At 66.1% G+C, this 14549-nt stretch carries 15 protein-coding genes; 11 read left to right on the top strand and 4 right to left on the bottom strand.

Annotated elements, in window-relative coordinates; genetic code table 11:
• Window positions 1-34: 34 nt before the first annotated feature.
• The 3 genes from AAFG07_RS36855 to AAFG07_RS36845 all read left to right on the top strand — a co-directional run bounded on the left by AAFG07_RS36855 (window position 35) and on the right by AAFG07_RS36845 (window position 2289).
• Window positions 35-748, top strand: a complete 714-nt coding sequence (locus tag AAFG07_RS36855) for a TetR/AcrR family transcriptional regulator (protein ID WP_229170721.1) — start codon at window positions 35-37, stop codon at window positions 746-748.
• 130 nt (window positions 749-878) lie between these two features.
• Window positions 879-1370 carry a DUF2852 domain-containing protein gene (locus AAFG07_RS36850; protein ID WP_342724530.1) on the top strand — a complete coding sequence of 164 codons (492 nt, stop codon included), beginning with the start codon at window positions 879-881 and terminating at the stop codon, window positions 1368-1370.
• A gap of 151 nt (window positions 1371-1521) precedes the next feature.
• Window positions 1522-2289 carry a serine acetyltransferase gene (locus tag AAFG07_RS36845; RefSeq protein WP_342724529.1) on the top strand — a complete coding sequence of 256 codons (768 nt, stop codon included), beginning with the start codon at window positions 1522-1524 and terminating at the stop codon, window positions 2287-2289.
• A gap of 25 nt (window positions 2290-2314) precedes the next feature.
• Here AAFG07_RS36845 and AAFG07_RS36840 read toward each other — a convergent pair whose 3' ends face one another.
• The 3 genes from AAFG07_RS36840 to AAFG07_RS36830 form a co-directional block, all read right to left on the bottom strand.
• A complete protein-coding gene (locus AAFG07_RS36840) occupies window positions 2315-3073 on the bottom strand; it encodes a haloacid dehalogenase type II (protein ID WP_342724528.1) in 759 nt (252 codons plus the stop codon).
• 277 nt (window positions 3074-3350) lie between these two features.
• Complete coding sequence (locus tag AAFG07_RS36835) at window positions 3351-4424, bottom strand: tartrate dehydrogenase (protein WP_342724527.1); 1074 nt, start codon at window positions 4422-4424, stop codon at window positions 3351-3353.
• Between the two features lie 21 nt (window positions 4425-4445).
• Window positions 4446-5759 carry an MFS transporter gene (locus tag AAFG07_RS36830; RefSeq protein ID WP_342724526.1) on the bottom strand — a complete coding sequence of 438 codons (1314 nt, stop codon included), beginning with the start codon at window positions 5757-5759 and terminating at the stop codon, window positions 4446-4448.
• Window positions 5760-6003: 244 nt separating this feature from the next.
• On the opposite strand from AAFG07_RS36830, the gene AAFG07_RS36825 reads away from it, so the two are divergent.
• Window positions 6004-6921, top strand: a complete 918-nt coding sequence (locus tag AAFG07_RS36825) for a LysR family transcriptional regulator (RefSeq protein ID WP_342724525.1) — start codon at window positions 6004-6006, stop codon at window positions 6919-6921.
• 130 nt (window positions 6922-7051) lie between these two features.
• On the opposite strand, the gene AAFG07_RS36820 is transcribed toward AAFG07_RS36825, so the two are convergent.
• A complete protein-coding gene (locus tag AAFG07_RS36820) occupies window positions 7052-8455 on the bottom strand; it encodes an MFS transporter (RefSeq protein ID WP_342724524.1) in 1404 nt (467 codons plus the stop codon).
• Between the two features lie 239 nt (window positions 8456-8694).
• Here AAFG07_RS36820 and AAFG07_RS36815 point away from each other — a divergent pair, with 239 nt between their 5' ends.
• The 7 genes from AAFG07_RS36815 (at window position 8695) to AAFG07_RS36785 (ending at window position 14537) form a co-directional block, all read left to right on the top strand.
• Window positions 8695-9003 carry a hypothetical protein gene (locus AAFG07_RS36815; protein ID WP_342724523.1) on the top strand — a complete coding sequence of 103 codons (309 nt, stop codon included), beginning with the start codon at window positions 8695-8697 and terminating at the stop codon, window positions 9001-9003.
• A gap of 706 nt (window positions 9004-9709) precedes the next feature.
• Window positions 9710-9904, top strand: coding sequence for a hypothetical protein (locus tag AAFG07_RS36810; protein ID WP_342724522.1), 195 nt, complete (start codon window positions 9710-9712; stop codon window positions 9902-9904).
• 4 nt (window positions 9905-9908) lie between these two features.
• Window positions 9909-10664, top strand: coding sequence for an ABC transporter ATP-binding protein (locus tag AAFG07_RS36805; RefSeq protein WP_342724521.1), 756 nt, complete (start codon window positions 9909-9911; stop codon window positions 10662-10664).
• A 5-nt stretch (window positions 10665-10669) separates the two neighbouring features.
• Complete coding sequence (locus AAFG07_RS36800; RefSeq protein ID WP_092123731.1) at window positions 10670-11539, top strand: metal ABC transporter permease; 870 nt, start codon at window positions 10670-10672, stop codon at window positions 11537-11539.
• Between the two features lie 5 nt (window positions 11540-11544).
• Window positions 11545-12417 carry a metal ABC transporter substrate-binding protein gene (locus AAFG07_RS36795; RefSeq protein WP_342724520.1) on the top strand — a complete coding sequence of 291 codons (873 nt, stop codon included), beginning with the start codon at window positions 11545-11547 and terminating at the stop codon, window positions 12415-12417.
• 51 nt (window positions 12418-12468) lie between these two features.
• Complete coding sequence (locus AAFG07_RS36790; protein WP_173638736.1) at window positions 12469-13518, top strand: GTP-binding protein; 1050 nt, start codon at window positions 12469-12471, stop codon at window positions 13516-13518.
• Window positions 13518-14537 (top strand): WD40 repeat domain-containing protein, encoded by a 1020-nt coding sequence (locus tag AAFG07_RS36785; protein ID WP_342724519.1) that lies wholly within the window; start codon window positions 13518-13520, stop codon window positions 14535-14537. The genes AAFG07_RS36790 and AAFG07_RS36785 overlap by 1 nt, the downstream gene beginning before the upstream one ends.
• Window positions 14538-14549 lie beyond the last annotated feature (12 nt).

Raw genomic sequence — 14549 nt, 5'->3', positions numbered from 1 at the left:
ACCTTTACCGCCGGCTCATGTAAAAGCCGTTCACATGAGCTGGCGCAAGGACCAAGGCCGCGCCGAGCGCGGCTATCATCACGGCAATCTCAAAGAGGCGTTGTTGCAGGCAGCCCTCGACCTGATCTCGAAGAAGGGGCCGGCCGGCTTCACCTTCGCCGATGCCGCGCGAATGGCCGGCGTCAGCCCCGCCGCACCCTACCGCCACTTCCGCGACCGTGACGAGCTGATCGCCAGCATCGCGCAACGCGGCTTCGAGCAATTCGAATCCCTGCTCACGCAGGCCTGGGACGACGGCCGTCCCGACACCGTCTCGGCGTTCGAGCGGGTCGGCAAGGCCTATCTCGCCTTCGCGCGCGAGGAGCCCGCGTTCTACTCCGCGATGTTCGAATCCGGCCTGCCGGTCGATTCCAATCCGACCTTGATGGCGGCAAGCGAGCGCGCGTTTGCGATCATTCGCGCCGCCGCCGAGCGGCTCGCGGCGCTGGCGCCGCCCGGCACACCGCGCCCGCCGGCGATGATGATGGCGCTGCATATCTGGTCGATGTCGCACGGCGTCGCCTCGCTGTTCGGCCGCGGCGATGCCGCGCGGCGCAAGCTGCCGATGTCGCCGGAGGATCTGCTCGAGGCCGAAGTGCTGATCTATCTGCGCGGCCTTGGCTTCCTCACCGATCGCAGGCCGGGAACCGCGGCAGCCGACGAAGAGCCGGCCGGCGACAGATCCGGCCCGTGGGGCAAGCCGAAATAAGGTTCAACGACAGGCCTAAAAATAATCCGAGGGGTGCGTCATCTGCTCTGCTTGACTTTCCCAAGGGCTCGGCTATCTATGTAAATGTTATTTACATTCACAACGGCGTGATGCCGTCATGGAGAAGGAAATGGCCTACACCGCTGATGTCAATCGCTGGCGCGGCCCCGTCGAAGAGCCCTACCGCCCCTACTTCTACGCGACGCCGTGGCATCCCCTGAAGATTGCCGGGATCATCCTCGGCTTCATGATCTGGTGGCCGATCGGCCTCGCCCTTCTCTTTTTCACACTCGGGAGCAGAAAAATGGCCTGTTGGAGTCACTACGATCAGGATCGCTGGGCGAACAAGATGGAGCGCATGCAGGACAAGATGGAGCGGATGAAGAGCCGCATGGAGCGCCGCGGCTTCCCGTTCGGCGGCTTCGGCCCGCCCACCAGCGGCAACCGCGCCTTCGACGAGTACCGCCAGGACACGCTGCGCCGGCTCGAGGAAGAGCAGGTCGAGTTCAAGAACTTCCTCGATCGCCTGCGCCACGCCAAGGACAAGGAAGAGTTCGACGCCTTCATGGCGCAGCACAAGACCCGTCCGACCCCGCCGACCGATCAGCCGCCGCAGAGCTGATCCCGCGAGGCAAGCACTGAGCCCTCAGGCGATGTGCCCCCATAACACCTGATGGCCTGAGCCGCCCGTTTGCGACAAGCAAGCGGGCGGTTTGCGTTGTGCGGCAGCCATGCCCACTCTATCGTCGGAATCCGGGCGATGAGGTGAAGTGATGGCGGCATCTGCGACGGCGAGTTCTGACGATCTCTGGCTTGCGATCCGGCGCGAAGCGGAAGCTGCTGTTGTCGCCGATCGCTTTCTCGAGGCCTCGGCTGCTTTCATCCTCGATCAGGGCGACCTCGTCGGCGCGCTCGCCTTCCTGATCGGCCGGGCTATCTGCCGCGCCGAAGCCGATCGCGCGCAGTTCATGCGGACCGCCCGCGAAGCGTTCGCGGCCGAGCCTGCGTTGGTCGATGCCGCGGCCACCGATCTGGTTGCCATCGTGCGCCGCGACCCGGCGATCACGGGCTTGCTGCCGCCGCTGCTCAACTTCAAGGGCTACGTCGCGCTGCAAGCCTGGCGGGTGTCGAACTGGCTGTGGCGCCACGATCGCCCCGACCTCGCGCTGTTGATGCACAGTGCGGCGGCGGACCAGTTGCAGATCAGCATTCACCCATCGGCCCGGATCGGAACGGCGGTTTTCCTCGATCACGGCACCGGCATTATCATCGGCGCGTTGGCTTCCGTCGGCGACGAGGTCACGATCCTGCAGAACGTCACCATCGCGCGGCATCAGGATGACCCGCGCCACGCCCCGACGATCGGCCGCGGCGTGCTGCTCAGCGCCGGCGCAACGCTGATCGGAAACCTTTCTATCGGCGATTTCGCCAAGGTCGGCGCCGGCGCGCTGGTGACATCGGATGTGCCGGCCGGCTGCACCGCCGTCGGCGTGCCGGCACGGCTGACCAATTGCGCCGAGGCGGGTGCGCCTGGAGCATAATCCGGAAAAGTGGCCCCGCTCGTCGTCACGCCGGGGCGAGCAAGTCGGCGAGTTGCGTAAAACTGTCCGCGTGAAGGTCGATCCAGGATTCCGGCGCGACGTCGACCTTCGCCGCCGGCCCGAATTCCAGCGGACGGGCGACGAATGCGGTGCGCATGCCGAAGGCGCGGGCCGCCTTCAGGTCGTATTTGTGGCAGGCGACCATCAGGATCTTGTCGGCGGGATAACCGAGGTAGTCGACGGCGAGCTGATACACCGCCGGTGACGGCTTGTAGTTGTGAGCAAGCTCCGCGGTCAGCACGGCGTCGAATGGCAGCTTGGCGTGCTTGACCACCGCCACCACCGCGGCCATGCCGGCATTCGACAAGGTCGAGGTCACGAACCGGCTGCGCAGGCGCGCGAGGCCTTCGACGCTGTCGGGCCATGCGTCGAGCTTGCTCCACACCATGTTCAGTTCGTCGCGCTCGTCGCTCGAGAAGGCCTCCGAGAGGCCGTGGCGATCGAGCAGAACGTCCAGCGCCTCGCGATAGATGCGGTCGACCCGAATCCACGGGCGCTTGCCGGCGATCACGTCGTCGAGCGCGGCACGATAAAGATCGCGCCATTCGCTCGAGAGCCTGGCCCAGTCGATCGCAAGCCCCTTCGCGGCGTTGACGGCCTGCCCCGCGCGCAGGATCGGCTGATAGAAATCGACGCACGTCCCCTGGACGTCGAACGCGATGGCGCGGATCTCGTCGCGCCATGTCGCGGCGTCCGCCGGCTGTATCCCCGTCATCGCGGCCATGATCGATAGTCCTCCAGCAGTCATGAAGTGTCGTCTGGTCAGATCGGGTAGCACGGTTTGTTCCCCAGTTGCGGTATCGGAAGGGGCGTGCCAGCGCCCTTGTCAGGTGAGCACGCTGGCCGGCTCCCTCTCCCGCTTGCGGGGGAGGGTGGGGTGGGGGCTCTCACCGCGAGTCGTATGGTGGAGAGAACCCCCACCCGGATCGCATCTGCGATGCGACCCGGCCTCCCCCGCAAGCGGGAGAGGCGGACGGAGTTCGCGGCTGGCTACCGCCCCCTCACACATTCGATCCATGGATCGCGTCGATCACGGCGTCGGTCACTTCCCTGGTCGTCGCCGTGCCGCCGACGTCGGGCGTCAGCACGCCGGCCGCGCACACCTTCTCGACCGCGGCCATCAGGCGCGCGGCGGCGTCCTTTTCGCCGAGATGCTCCAGCATCTGCGCGCCGGTCCAGAAGGTCGCGACCGGGTTGGCGATGCCCTTGCCGGTGATGTCGAAGGCCGAGCCGTGGATCGGCTCGAACATCGAGGGGAAGCGGCGCTGCGGGTCGATATTGCCGGTCGGCGCGACGCCGAGGCTGCCGGCCAGCGCGCCTGCGAGATCCGACAGGATGTCGGCATGCAGATTGGTCGCAACGATGGTGTCGAGGCTCTTCGGATGGAGCGTCATCCGCACCGTCATGGCGTCGACCAGCATCTTGTCCCAGGTGACGTCGGGGAATTCCTTGGCCACCTCGGCCGCGATCTCGTCCCACATCACCATGCCGTGGCGCTGCGCGTTCGACTTCGTCACCGCGGTGAGGAATTTACGCGGCCGCGACTGCGCGAGCTGGAACGCGTAGCGCATGATCCGCGTCACGCCGACACGAGTAAAGACAGCCACTTCAGTGCCGACCTCTTCCGGCAGGCCCCTGTGGGCGCGGCCGCCCATCCCGGCATACTCGCCTTCGGAATTCTCGCGCACGATCACCCAGTCGAGATCGCCGACGCCGACATTGCGCAGCGGCGAGGCGACGCCGGGCAGGATTTTTGTCGGCCGCACATTGGCGTATTGGTCGAAGCCCTGGCAGATCGGTAAGCGAAGGCCCCACAGCGTGATGTGGTCGGGCACGTCGGGCGCGCCGACCGCGCCGAAATAGATCGCGTCGAAGTTTTTCAGATCGGCCAGCCCGTCGGCCGGCATCATCACGCCGTGCTTCTTGTAATAGTCCGAGCCCCAGTCGAAGGTCTTGACGTTGAAGCTGATGTCGCCCGAGCGCTTGGCCAGCGCCTGAAGCACGCGGACACCCGCGGAGATCACTTCGGGGCCGATGCCGTCGGCGGGAATGGCGGCGATGGAATGGGTACGCATGGGTTGTCTCCGGATCAATGGTTAGCGGGTTCGCACGGGATTGGGTTGCGGTTCGGCTGGTGCCGGCGCGCCTTGCGCGCGCGACAGCAGCAGCGTGAGCACGGCTGACAGCACCAGGAGGCCAGCGACGAAATAGAGGCCGCCCTCGAAACTGCCGGTGCGTTCCTTGATCCAGCCGATCATCGCGGGGCCGACGAAGCCGCCGAGATTGCCGATCGAGTTGATGGTGGCGATCCCGGCCGCTGCGGCTGAGCCTGACAGGAACATGGTCGGCATGCTCCACAGCGGCGGCTTCGATGAGGAGATGCCGATATTGACCAAGGTCAGCGCCGCGATCACGGCAGCAAGGCCGGTCCACAGTCCGGCAAGCGCAAGTCCTGCGGCCGCGATCAGGCAGGCGATCACGACGTGCCAGGTGCGTTCGCCGGTGCGGTCGGAATGCCGCGCCCACAGGATCATCGCGATCACGGCGATGGTCGCCGGCACCGCGTTGAGGAAGCCGACTTGCAGCGACGACAGGCCGAACGCCTTGATGATCTGCGGCGCCCACACGCCGAGCGTATAGAGCCCGGCCGAGGTGCCGAAATAGACCAGCGACAGCGCCAGCACGCGAGGATCCGCAAGGCCGCGCCAGACGCTATGGCTCGCGGTCGCAGCCTTGCCGTCGGTCTCCGTCTTCATGGTCTTGACCAGCCAGGCGCGCTCGTCGTCGGCGAGCCATCGGGCCTGCTCCGGCCGGTCGGTCAGGAAGCCGAGTACGACGAAGCCGAGCAGCACGGCGGGCACCGCCTCCAGCGCGAATAGCCATTGCCAGCCCTTGAAGCCGAACAGGCCGTCCATCTCCAGCAGCGCGCCGGAGACCGGCGAGCCGAGCACGGTCGAGAGCGGCGCGGCGGCCATGAACAGCGCGGTGACGGCGGCGCGCTGCCGCGCCGGGAACCAGTAGGAGAGGTAGAGGATGATGCCCGGGAAGAAGCCGGCCTCCGCGGCGCCGAGCAGGAAGCGCAGCACGTAGAAGCTGGTCGCGCCCTGCACCAGCGCCATCGCCGCCGAGACCAGGCCCCAGGTGATCATCACCCGCGCGATCCAGATCCGCGCGCCGATCTTGTGCAGGATGATGTTGGAGGGCACCTCGAACAGGAAGTAGCCCCAGAAAAAGATACCGGCGCCGAAGCCATAGACCGCCGGCGACAGGCCGATGTCCTTGTTCATGGTCAGCGAGGCGAAGCCGATATTGACGCGGTCGATGAAGGCCACGAAGTACAGCAGCATGATGAACGGCACGATGCGCAGTGAGATCTTGCGCAACACGCGCGTGCCAAGCTCGCTTTCCATGGGCTTCCCCGGGTTCGTCTTGTTTGTTGGGACGGCGCATTTTGCCGCGCCATTGAGAAGCCTAGAGGCGCGCGCCCTTCCGATTCAATCCGCGCCGGTTTATACAAAAAAATGATATAATCGCCGCCGTCGCCCGTCATTGCGAGGAGCGAAGCGACGAAGCAATCCATCGCTCCGCATATGCGGTCCCAATGGATTGCTTCGCTTGCGCTCGCAATGACGCCGGCTAGCACTGGAGTGCCTCTTGGAACTGCACCAGCTTCGCTGCTTCGTGGCGGCCGCCGAGGAACTGCATTTCGGCCGCGCCGCGCAGCGCCTGCAGATGATGCCGTCGGCGCTGGGCCGCCACATCAAGCTGCTGGAGGAGGATCTCGGGGTGCGGCTGTTCGCGCGCACCACGCGCGCGGTGTCGTTGACCGAGGACGGCTCTGTGCTGCTGCGCGAGGGACGGGCGCTGCTCGGCCGCGCCGAGGCGATCGAGGACGGCTTTCGTCGCCGGCTGCGCAAGCCGCTGGCGCGGCGCTTCCGGATCGGCGCGATCGACAGCGCGGCCGCCGGGCTGCTGCCGCCGCTGCTGCGTGACCTCCGCGCCGCCCATCCGGAGGTTGCCGTGCAGCTGCTCGAGGAGAAGACCATCCGGCTGCTGCCGAAGCTGTTGTCGGGCGCGCTCGATCTCGCTTTCGTGCGCCCACCGGAGCGGCCCGACCGGCGCATCGAGTTTTTTCCGCTGCTGCAGGAGACCGCTGTGGTGGCGCTGTCGCACAAGCATAGGCTGGCGCGGCGCAAGCAGATCGTGCTGGCTGACATCGCCGATCAGCCCTTGATCGTGCCGGAGCGCCGCTCGCGGCCGCACAGCCACGATCTCACGACAAAACTGTTCGACGAGGCCGGGCTGACGCCGCGCATCCAGGAGATCGCCGACGAGAAGCAGACCATCGTCAACATGGTCGCAGCACGGCTCGGCGTTGCCATCGTGCCGCGCTGGACCGCGCGGATGGCGATCCCGGGCGTGCGTTTCGTTCCCCTCAAGCTCAAGCGCGGCAGCAGCACCGGCCGCCTGCCGCTCGCCGCCGCCTGGCTGAAAGGCTCCCGCGATCCGGTCCGCGACCAGGTGATCGCGGTGCTGGAAGCGAGATTGAAGAGCTACGCGCGGGAGGCGTGAGTGTCTCTCTCCTCGTCATTCCGGGGCGTGCGAAGCACGAGCCCGGAATCCATCGGGCCGTATCATTTGTGGCGAAATGAATTCCGGGCTCAGCCCTTCGGGCTGCCCCGGAATGACGAAAGAGGGTACCCTACCGCTGCTCCGTCCGGCTTACGGACGCTCCGCTCTCCGCTGCAGGAAACAGGACCGCCGCTGCGACCACGCCGGCAATCGCCCCGAGCGCCGCGAGGACGAACGGGGCCGCGAACGCCGGCGCCGTATCCGTTGTCCCGAGCGTCGCCCCCAGCCCGGCAATGCTGATGGCAAAGCCGGCCTGACGGACGATCATGGTCATCGCTGAGGTCATACCGGCCTGCGCGGGCGGAGCCAACGCCAGGGCGACGCTGCCCAATTGCGGGTTGGCCAGCGCAGCGCCAATGCCGATCGTCAGCATGCCGGCGACCGTTGCGACGCCGCGCATTGCAGCATCGGCGGTCAGCGCCGCCACCACGAGCAACACATCTCCTGATGCGATGATGCCAAGCGCCACCATGAAGAACAGCCGCCAGCCCCATTGGGTGACGAAGCGGCCGCCCAGCAAGGGCACCAGCAGCATCGGCAGCGTCGCCGCCAGCAGCGCCACCCCCGCCACTTCCATGCTCACATGCAGGCCGGTGCTCAAGAACAGCGGCAGATAGACCAGGACGGCCCAGTAGCCAAACTGGATGGAGGTCAGCGATGTGCCGACCCCGATCATCGGCGCCGTTGCGAATACGCGCGGGTCGAGCACCGGATGCGGACTGCGCCACTGCTGCCGGACGAATGTGAATGCTGCCGTCGCGCTTGCGATCAGGCCGGCCGCTCTCACGATCGGCGCGGCGTCGTGCCTTAGCAGCGCGTCGATTGCGAGACCCAGCGACAATGTCAGCAGCACGATACCCTTGGGATCGAGCGGGCGCCCGCCGGGCTGATGCGCCTCGGCAACGACGCGCGGCACGGCGAAGGCCAGCGTCAGGCAAAAGGGGATGTTGGCATAGAATATCCAGCGCCAGCCGAACCACGCGGCGAGCAGGCCACCCAGCGTCGGACCCAGCGCCATGGCGACGCCCGAGATCACCCCGATGGTGCCGAAGGCCCGTGCCCGCTGACCCTGATGCGGAAACGCCCCCGCGATCAGCGCAATCGCGCCTGTGCTCAGAAAGGCCGCACCGACACCTTGCAGCACGCGTGCAGCGAGCAGCAACGGACCGCTGGTCGCCGCGCCGCAGGCAATCGACGCCAGCAGAAACACGATGTTGCCGGCCAGCATCGCGCGCCGCCGGCCGAAGCGGTCCGCAAGCGCGCCTGATGCCAATAGCGCGCCGGTGAGGGCGAGGCTGTAGGCGTCGATGACCCAGGCGGAACCGGCGACGGCGAACCCGAGATCCCCGGCAATGGCCGGCATGGCGACCACGACCGCGGTCACATCGAACAGGATCAGGAATGCGCCAAGGCCAAGAACGAACGTGATCAGGGTCGAGCGCTCTTGGGCGACGTCAGATGAGCGATCGTGCATGCCGCGCTGCCTCCCAATCCCCGTCCGGGGTTGCACCCGCACGAGGTCTGCTTACGCCCGTCCTGCTGACAGCATGGTGTCAGCAGGGCCGGCTGCCTGAACCTGTTTGCGATCGGGGCGCACCAACTTGCAAAGCAAGTGTCATACTAGCCTGCTAGCGATTCCGTCGCGGCTGCCGGTGCGCTTCCCGCGCCGCAAGCCGCCCGACGCTTCGCCGGCATTCCTTGACCGGAGGGATCATGCTCCGCATCGTCACGTGTCTGACGCTATTGATTTCCCTTCACGCGGCCGAGGCGCAAGACAGGGCGCCGGGCGGTTCATCGCAGCCCTATTTTGGGGGCTCCACAGCGCCGCCGACCGATCTGCCATCCGGGATCGGCAACTATTGCATCTACGAAAACCTCATCTTCTCGATTGGCTCGCCGATGTGCATTGGCAAGACGAGCTACGTATGTGCTCCCGCGATAAACGAAGCGGAGCTCAGTCAGCGGGCGTATTGGTCAGCAAGACCAGCTGACCCAAAACTGACCACGCCGGTGTGCCAGTAGACTGGCTCGTGTCTCTCTCTTGAATCGAGAAGCCATCCTCATCGTCGTCATCCCGGCCTAGTGCGCAATTGCGCACTAGGCCGGGACGACAGCGGAATTCGAGACGTGCAGACGTGCCTCGCAACTTGCGCCACGCACTCGGTGTCGTCCTGGCGAAGGCCAGGACCCATTACCCCAAATCGCAATTGTTACGCGAGGCTGGGGCCGCGAGCGCGTTCATCACCGAATGCGGTGGTTATGGATCCCGGCCTGCGCCGGGACGACGGCGGAATTTGAGGCAAGCAGATGCGCCACACACTCATCGTCGTCCTGGCGAAAGCCAGGACCCATTACCCCAAATCGCAATTGTTGCGCGACGTTGGGGCCGCGATCCCGTTCATCACCGAATGCGGTGGTTATGGGTCCTGGCTTTCGCCAGGACGACGAACGGAGAGACCCCCTGCGGCTCACGCAGTCGCCCTTCTGGCGGACGGTCGCCCTGGGCGGCCGGCAGCCCGTTCCAGGCGCGACCGGTGCCGGGCTGGCTACCAGAAATCCCGATCCTGGCGCTGGTAGCCGGCGGTTCCATCGGGGCGGGTTTCCCTGGCAAAGCTGTCGGCGAGGGCGTCACTCTGCCGGCGCAACTCGAATCTCTCCCGGTTTTGCGGAGCGGCCATGAGTTCCTCGTTTGTAGACTCGCGTTATGTTATAATATAACAGCTTCCCCATGGCGCATACGCACACCCACGACCACCACCATCACGACCACGGCCATCCCCACGTGCACAGCCACGGCCCGCACGCGCATCCGGCCCAGGCCGCGCCCTGGTCGATCCTGCGCATGCCGGTGCCGGCCCGGCTGGCCGCGGCGCTCGCGGTCTCTGCCTGCCTGTGGGCGGTCGTCTGGCTGGCGATGAGGTAAACCAATGGGCGCGCTTGTCACCTTCCGCGACGTCACGCTCGGCTATGACCGCCACCCGGCGGTGCACCATCTCAACGGTGCGGTTGAGGCGGGCGCGCTGCTCGCCGTGATCGGCCCGAACGGCGCCGGCAAGTCGACGCTGCTGCGCGGCATCGCCGGCGTGCTCAAGCCGCTGTCGGGCGTGATCGATCTCGACGGGCTCGACCACCGCGACATCGCCTATCTGCCGCAATCCGCCGACATCGACCGCACGTTTCCGATCTCGGTGTTCGATTTCGTCGGCACCGGGCTGTGGCGCTCGACCGGCTTCTTCGGCGGCATCGGCCGGGCCGCGCGCGACAAGATCCGGGCGGCGCTCGCGGCCGTCGGCCTCAACGGCTTCGAGAACCGCCCGATCGGCACGCTGTCCGGCGGCCAGATGCAGCGCATGCTGTTCGCGCGCGTGCTGTTGCAGGATGCCCGCCTGATCGTGCTCGACGAGCCGTTCAACGCCATCGATGCCAAGACCACCGGCGATCTCCTGGCGCTGGTGAAGCGCTGGAACGGCGAGGGACGCACGGTGCTGGCCGCGCTGCACGACCTCGACATGGTGCGCAACAATTTCCCGGAAACACTGCTCCTGGCGCGCGGCCCGGTGGAATGGGGCCCGACCGCGGAGACGCTGACGGCGGACAATCTGACGGTCGCGATGCGGATGTGCGAGGCGTTCGACGACAGTGCCGCGGCCTGCGCAGCCGATCCGCGCTCACGGGCCGCCTGACGCCGATGCTGACTGACGCGCTGATCACGCCCTTCACCGAATTCGAGTTCATGCGCCGCGCGCTCGCGGCCGTGATCGCGCTGTCGCTCGGCGGCGCGCCGATCGGCGTGTTCCTGATGTTGCGGCGGATGAGCCTGGTCGGCGACGCCATGGCGCATGCGATCCTGCCGGGCGCTGCGATCGGCTTCCTGCTGTCCGGGCTCAACCTGTTCGCGATGACGACCGGCGGCCTGATCGCGGGCTTTGCAGTGGCGCTGCTCGCCGGCCTCGTCGCCCGCACCACCGAGCTGAAGGAGGACGCTTCGCTTGCGACCTTCTACCTGGTCTCGCTCGCGCTCGGCGTCACCATTGTCTCCATCAAGGGTACCAATATCGACCTGCTGCACGTGCTGTTCGGCAATATCCTCGCGATGGACGACCAGACCCTGCTGGTGATCGCGTTCAACGCCACCATCACGCTGCTGGTGCTCGCAGTGATCTATCGCCCGCTCGTGATCGAATGCGTCGATCCGGTGTTCCTGCGCACCGTGAGCCGGGCCGGCGCGCCGGCGCATCTCGCCTTCCTCGCGCTGGTCGTGGTCAATCTCGTCAACGGCTTCCACGCGCTCGGCACGCTGCTCGGCGTCGGGTTGATGATCCTGCCCGCCGGCATCGCGCGGTTCTGGTCGCGCGACATCACCACCATGATCTGCATCGCGGTCGCGAGCGCGATTGTGTCGGGCTATGCCGGGCTGGTGCTGTCGTACCAGACCCGGATTCCCTCCGGACCCGCGATCATCCTGGTCGCGGCCGGGCTCTATATTGTGTCGCTGCTGTTCGGCAATGTCAGCGGCCTGGTCCGGCAGCTGTTTCCCGGCCGCCATCTCGAGGCGTGAGGACGATGCGGCGATTGTTCGGGTTGATCGGTCTGGTGCTGCTGCTGGCGAGCGGCGCGGCGCGCGCCGAGGAGCGCATCAACGTCGTTGCGAGCTTCTCGATCCTCGCCGACATGGTGCGCAATGTCGGCGGCAACAGCGTCGACGTGGTGGCGCTGGTCGGGCCCGACGGCGACGCGCATGTTTATGCGCCGACGCCGGCAGACGCCAAGAAGGTCGCCGACGCCAGGCTGCTGGTCATCAACGGCCTCGGCTTCGAGGGCTGGTTGCCGCGGCTGCTGCAGGCCTCCGGCAGCAAGGCGCCGGTCGCGGTGGCAACCAAGGGGATCATGCCACGCAAGATGGGCGGCCATGACGATCCGCATGCCTGGCAATCCGTGGCCAATGCGAAGATCTATGTCGTCAATATCCGCGACGGGCTGATCGCCGCGGCCCCTGACCAAGCCGGCGTCTTCAAGGCCAATGCCGACGCCTATCTGGCGAAGCTCGAGGCGCTCGACCGCGAGGTGCACGAGGCGGTGGCGAAAATACCGGAGGCGCGGCGCAAGGTGATCTCGACCCACGGCGCCTTCGGTTATTTCGCCGATTCCTATGGAATTACGTTCTTCTCGCCGCTCAGCGTCTCGACCGATTCCGAGCCCAGCGCGCGCGATATCGCCGCCATCATCGCCCAGATCAAGCTCGCGAAAATTCCGGCAGTTTTTCTCGAAAATATCAGCGATCCGCGCCTGATCGAGCGGATCGCGGCCGAGACCGGCGCCAGGGTCGGCGGGACCCTGTATTCGGACAGTTTGACGGCCGAAAAGGGCCAAGCACCCACTTACATTGATATGGTCAGGCACAATATAAAGGCCCTGACCAGCGCGCTCGCCAACTAGGGGCAGGGGCCTCCCTGCCGGGATTGAGCGCGGCCCCAATTCGGAGTTGTTATGGCTGAAGCTTCGCAAAAAATTCCAGTGACCGTGCTGACGGGCTATCTCGGCGCCGGCAAGACCACGCTGTTGAACCGCATCCTGTCGGAAAACCACGGCAAGAAATACGCCGTCATCGTCAACGAATTCGGCGAGATCGGCATCGACAACGACCTCATCATCGGCGCCGATGAGGAAGTATTCGAGATGAACAATGGCTGCGTCTGCTGCACGGTGCGCGGCGACCTCGTCCGCATCATGGACGGGTTGATGAAGCGCAAGGGCAAGTTCGACGCCATCATCGTCGAGACCACCGGCCTTGCCGATCCGGCGCCGGTCGCGCAGACCTTCTTCGTCGACGAGGACGTGCAGAAGAACGCCCGGCTCGACGCCGTCGTAACCGTCGCCGACGCCAAATGGCTGAGCGATCGCCTCAAGGACGCGCCGGAAGCCAAGAACCAGATCGCGTTCGCCGACGTCATCGTGCTGAACAAGACTGACCTGGTCTCGAAGGCTGAGCTCGCCGAGGTCGAAGCCCGCATCCGCGGCATCAACCCCTATGCCAAGCTACACCGCACGGAGCGCTGCCAGGTCGGGCTATCAGACGTGCTGGAACGCGGCGCGTTCGATCTCGACCGCATCCTGGAGATCGAGCCTGATTTCCTCGAGGCCGGCGACGGTCACGACCACGATCATCACGACCACGGTCATGACCATGATCACCACCACCACGATCACGGCCATGGTGGGCTGAAGCACTATCACGACGAGGACATGCAATCGCTGTCGCTGCGTTCGGAGAAGCCGCTCGACCCAACCAAGTTCATGCCCTGGCTGCAGAACCTCGTCGCCACCGAGGGCCAGAAGATCCTGCGTTCGAAGGGTATCCTCGCCTTCACCGGCGATGACGACCGCTACGTGTTCCAGGGCGTCCACATGATGCTGGAGGGCGACCACCAGCGGAAGTGGAAGGACGGCGAGAAGCGCGAAAGCCGCGTCGTGTTCATCGGTCGCGAATTGCCGGAGCAGGCGATCCGCGACGGCTTCGAGCAGTGCATCACCACGTGATGAAAGAGTTCGACCCGGGCGAGGCCCCTTCTTCCATCGTTTCGATCACCGACCGCGTCAAGCAGCTTCCGCTCGGCGCGGCGATCGGCTCAGTACATTTTCTCGGCGACCGCGCGTTCTTCGTCGGCGCCGAGGAGAGCGTCGTGATCGCGACCGCCGACGGCGAGATCACGCGGACAGAGACGCATTTCGGCGCCATCCTGTGCGCGGCCTCCGACGGCAAGCGGCTCGTCACCGGCGGTGACGACGGCAAGCTGGTCGCGATCGACGCCAAGGGCGAGATCTCGACGATTGCGACCGACGCCAAGCGGCGCTGGATCGACAATGTCGCGCTGCACAGCGACGGCACCGTGGCGTGGTCGGCGGGCAAGACCGCGTTCGTGCGCAATCCCAAGGGCGAAGAGAAAACCTTCGAGGTGCCGTCGACCGTCGGCGGGCTGGCGTTCGCGCCGAAGGGCCTGCGGCTTGCGATCGCGCACTACAACGGCGTGACCTTGTGGTTTCCCAACATGGCCGCCAATCCGGAATTCCTGGAATGGGCCGGCTCGCACCTCGCGGTCTCTTTCAGCCCGGACAACAAGTTTCTTGTCACGGCGATGCACGAGGCCGCGATGCATGGCTGGCGGCTCGCCGATAACCGGCACATGCGGATGAGCGGCTATCCCGGCCGCGTGCGCTCGATGTCATGGAGCGCCGGTGGCAAGGGGCTCGCGACCTCGGGCGCTGATACCGTGATCGTCTGGCCGTTCACCAGCAAGGATGGGCCGATGGGCAAGGAGCCGGCGATGCTGGCGCCGATGCCGGCGCGGGTCGCGGTGGTCGCCTGCCATCCGAAGAACGACATCATGGCGGTCGGCTATGCCGACGGCACTGTGCTGATGGTCCGGCTCGAGGACGGCGCCGAGATCCTGGTGCGTCGGAATGCCGGTACCGCGGTGTCCGCGCTGGGGTGGAATGCCAAGGGCACGCTGCTCGCCTTCGGCACGGAAGATGGTGACGCGGGCATCCTGGAAATGTAAGAGATCGCTGCA

Source organism: Bradyrhizobium sp. B097, assembly GCF_038957035.1.
Taxonomy (GTDB): Bacteria; Pseudomonadota; Alphaproteobacteria; order Rhizobiales; family Xanthobacteraceae; genus Bradyrhizobium.
This window is presented reverse-complemented; position numbering and strand designations above follow the sequence as displayed.

Coding starts and splice junctions, on each gene's coding strand:
- AAFG07_RS36850 (WP_342724530.1), top strand. CDS start 879: ATGGCCTACACCGCTGATGTCAATCGCTGGCGCGGCCCCGTCGAAGAG.
- AAFG07_RS36820 (WP_342724524.1), bottom strand. CDS start 8,455: ATGCACGATCGCTCATCTGACGTCGCCCAAGAGCGCTCGACCCTGATC.
- AAFG07_RS36815 (WP_342724523.1), top strand. CDS start 8,695: ATGCTCCGCATCGTCACGTGTCTGACGCTATTGATTTCCCTTCACGCG.
- AAFG07_RS36835 (WP_342724527.1), bottom strand. CDS start 4,424: ATGCGTACCCATTCCATCGCCGCCATTCCCGCCGACGGCATCGGCCCC.
- AAFG07_RS36855 (WP_229170721.1), top strand. CDS start 35: ATGAGCTGGCGCAAGGACCAAGGCCGCGCCGAGCGCGGCTATCATCAC.
- AAFG07_RS36785 (WP_342724519.1), top strand. CDS start 13,518: ATGAAAGAGTTCGACCCGGGCGAGGCCCCTTCTTCCATCGTTTCGATC.
- AAFG07_RS36790 (WP_173638736.1), top strand. CDS start 12,469: ATGGCTGAAGCTTCGCAAAAAATTCCAGTGACCGTGCTGACGGGCTAT.
- AAFG07_RS36805 (WP_342724521.1), top strand. CDS start 9,909: ATGGGCGCGCTTGTCACCTTCCGCGACGTCACGCTCGGCTATGACCGC.
- AAFG07_RS36830 (WP_342724526.1), bottom strand. CDS start 5,759: ATGGAAAGCGAGCTTGGCACGCGCGTGTTGCGCAAGATCTCACTGCGC.
- AAFG07_RS36810 (WP_342724522.1), top strand. CDS start 9,710: ATGGCGCATACGCACACCCACGACCACCACCATCACGACCACGGCCAT.
- AAFG07_RS36795 (WP_342724520.1), top strand. CDS start 11,545: ATGCGGCGATTGTTCGGGTTGATCGGTCTGGTGCTGCTGCTGGCGAGC.
- AAFG07_RS36800 (WP_092123731.1), top strand. CDS start 10,670: ATGCTGACTGACGCGCTGATCACGCCCTTCACCGAATTCGAGTTCATG.
- AAFG07_RS36840 (WP_342724528.1), bottom strand. CDS start 3,073: ATGGCCGCGATGACGGGGATACAGCCGGCGGACGCCGCGACATGGCGC.
- AAFG07_RS36845 (WP_342724529.1), top strand. CDS start 1,522: ATGGCGGCATCTGCGACGGCGAGTTCTGACGATCTCTGGCTTGCGATC.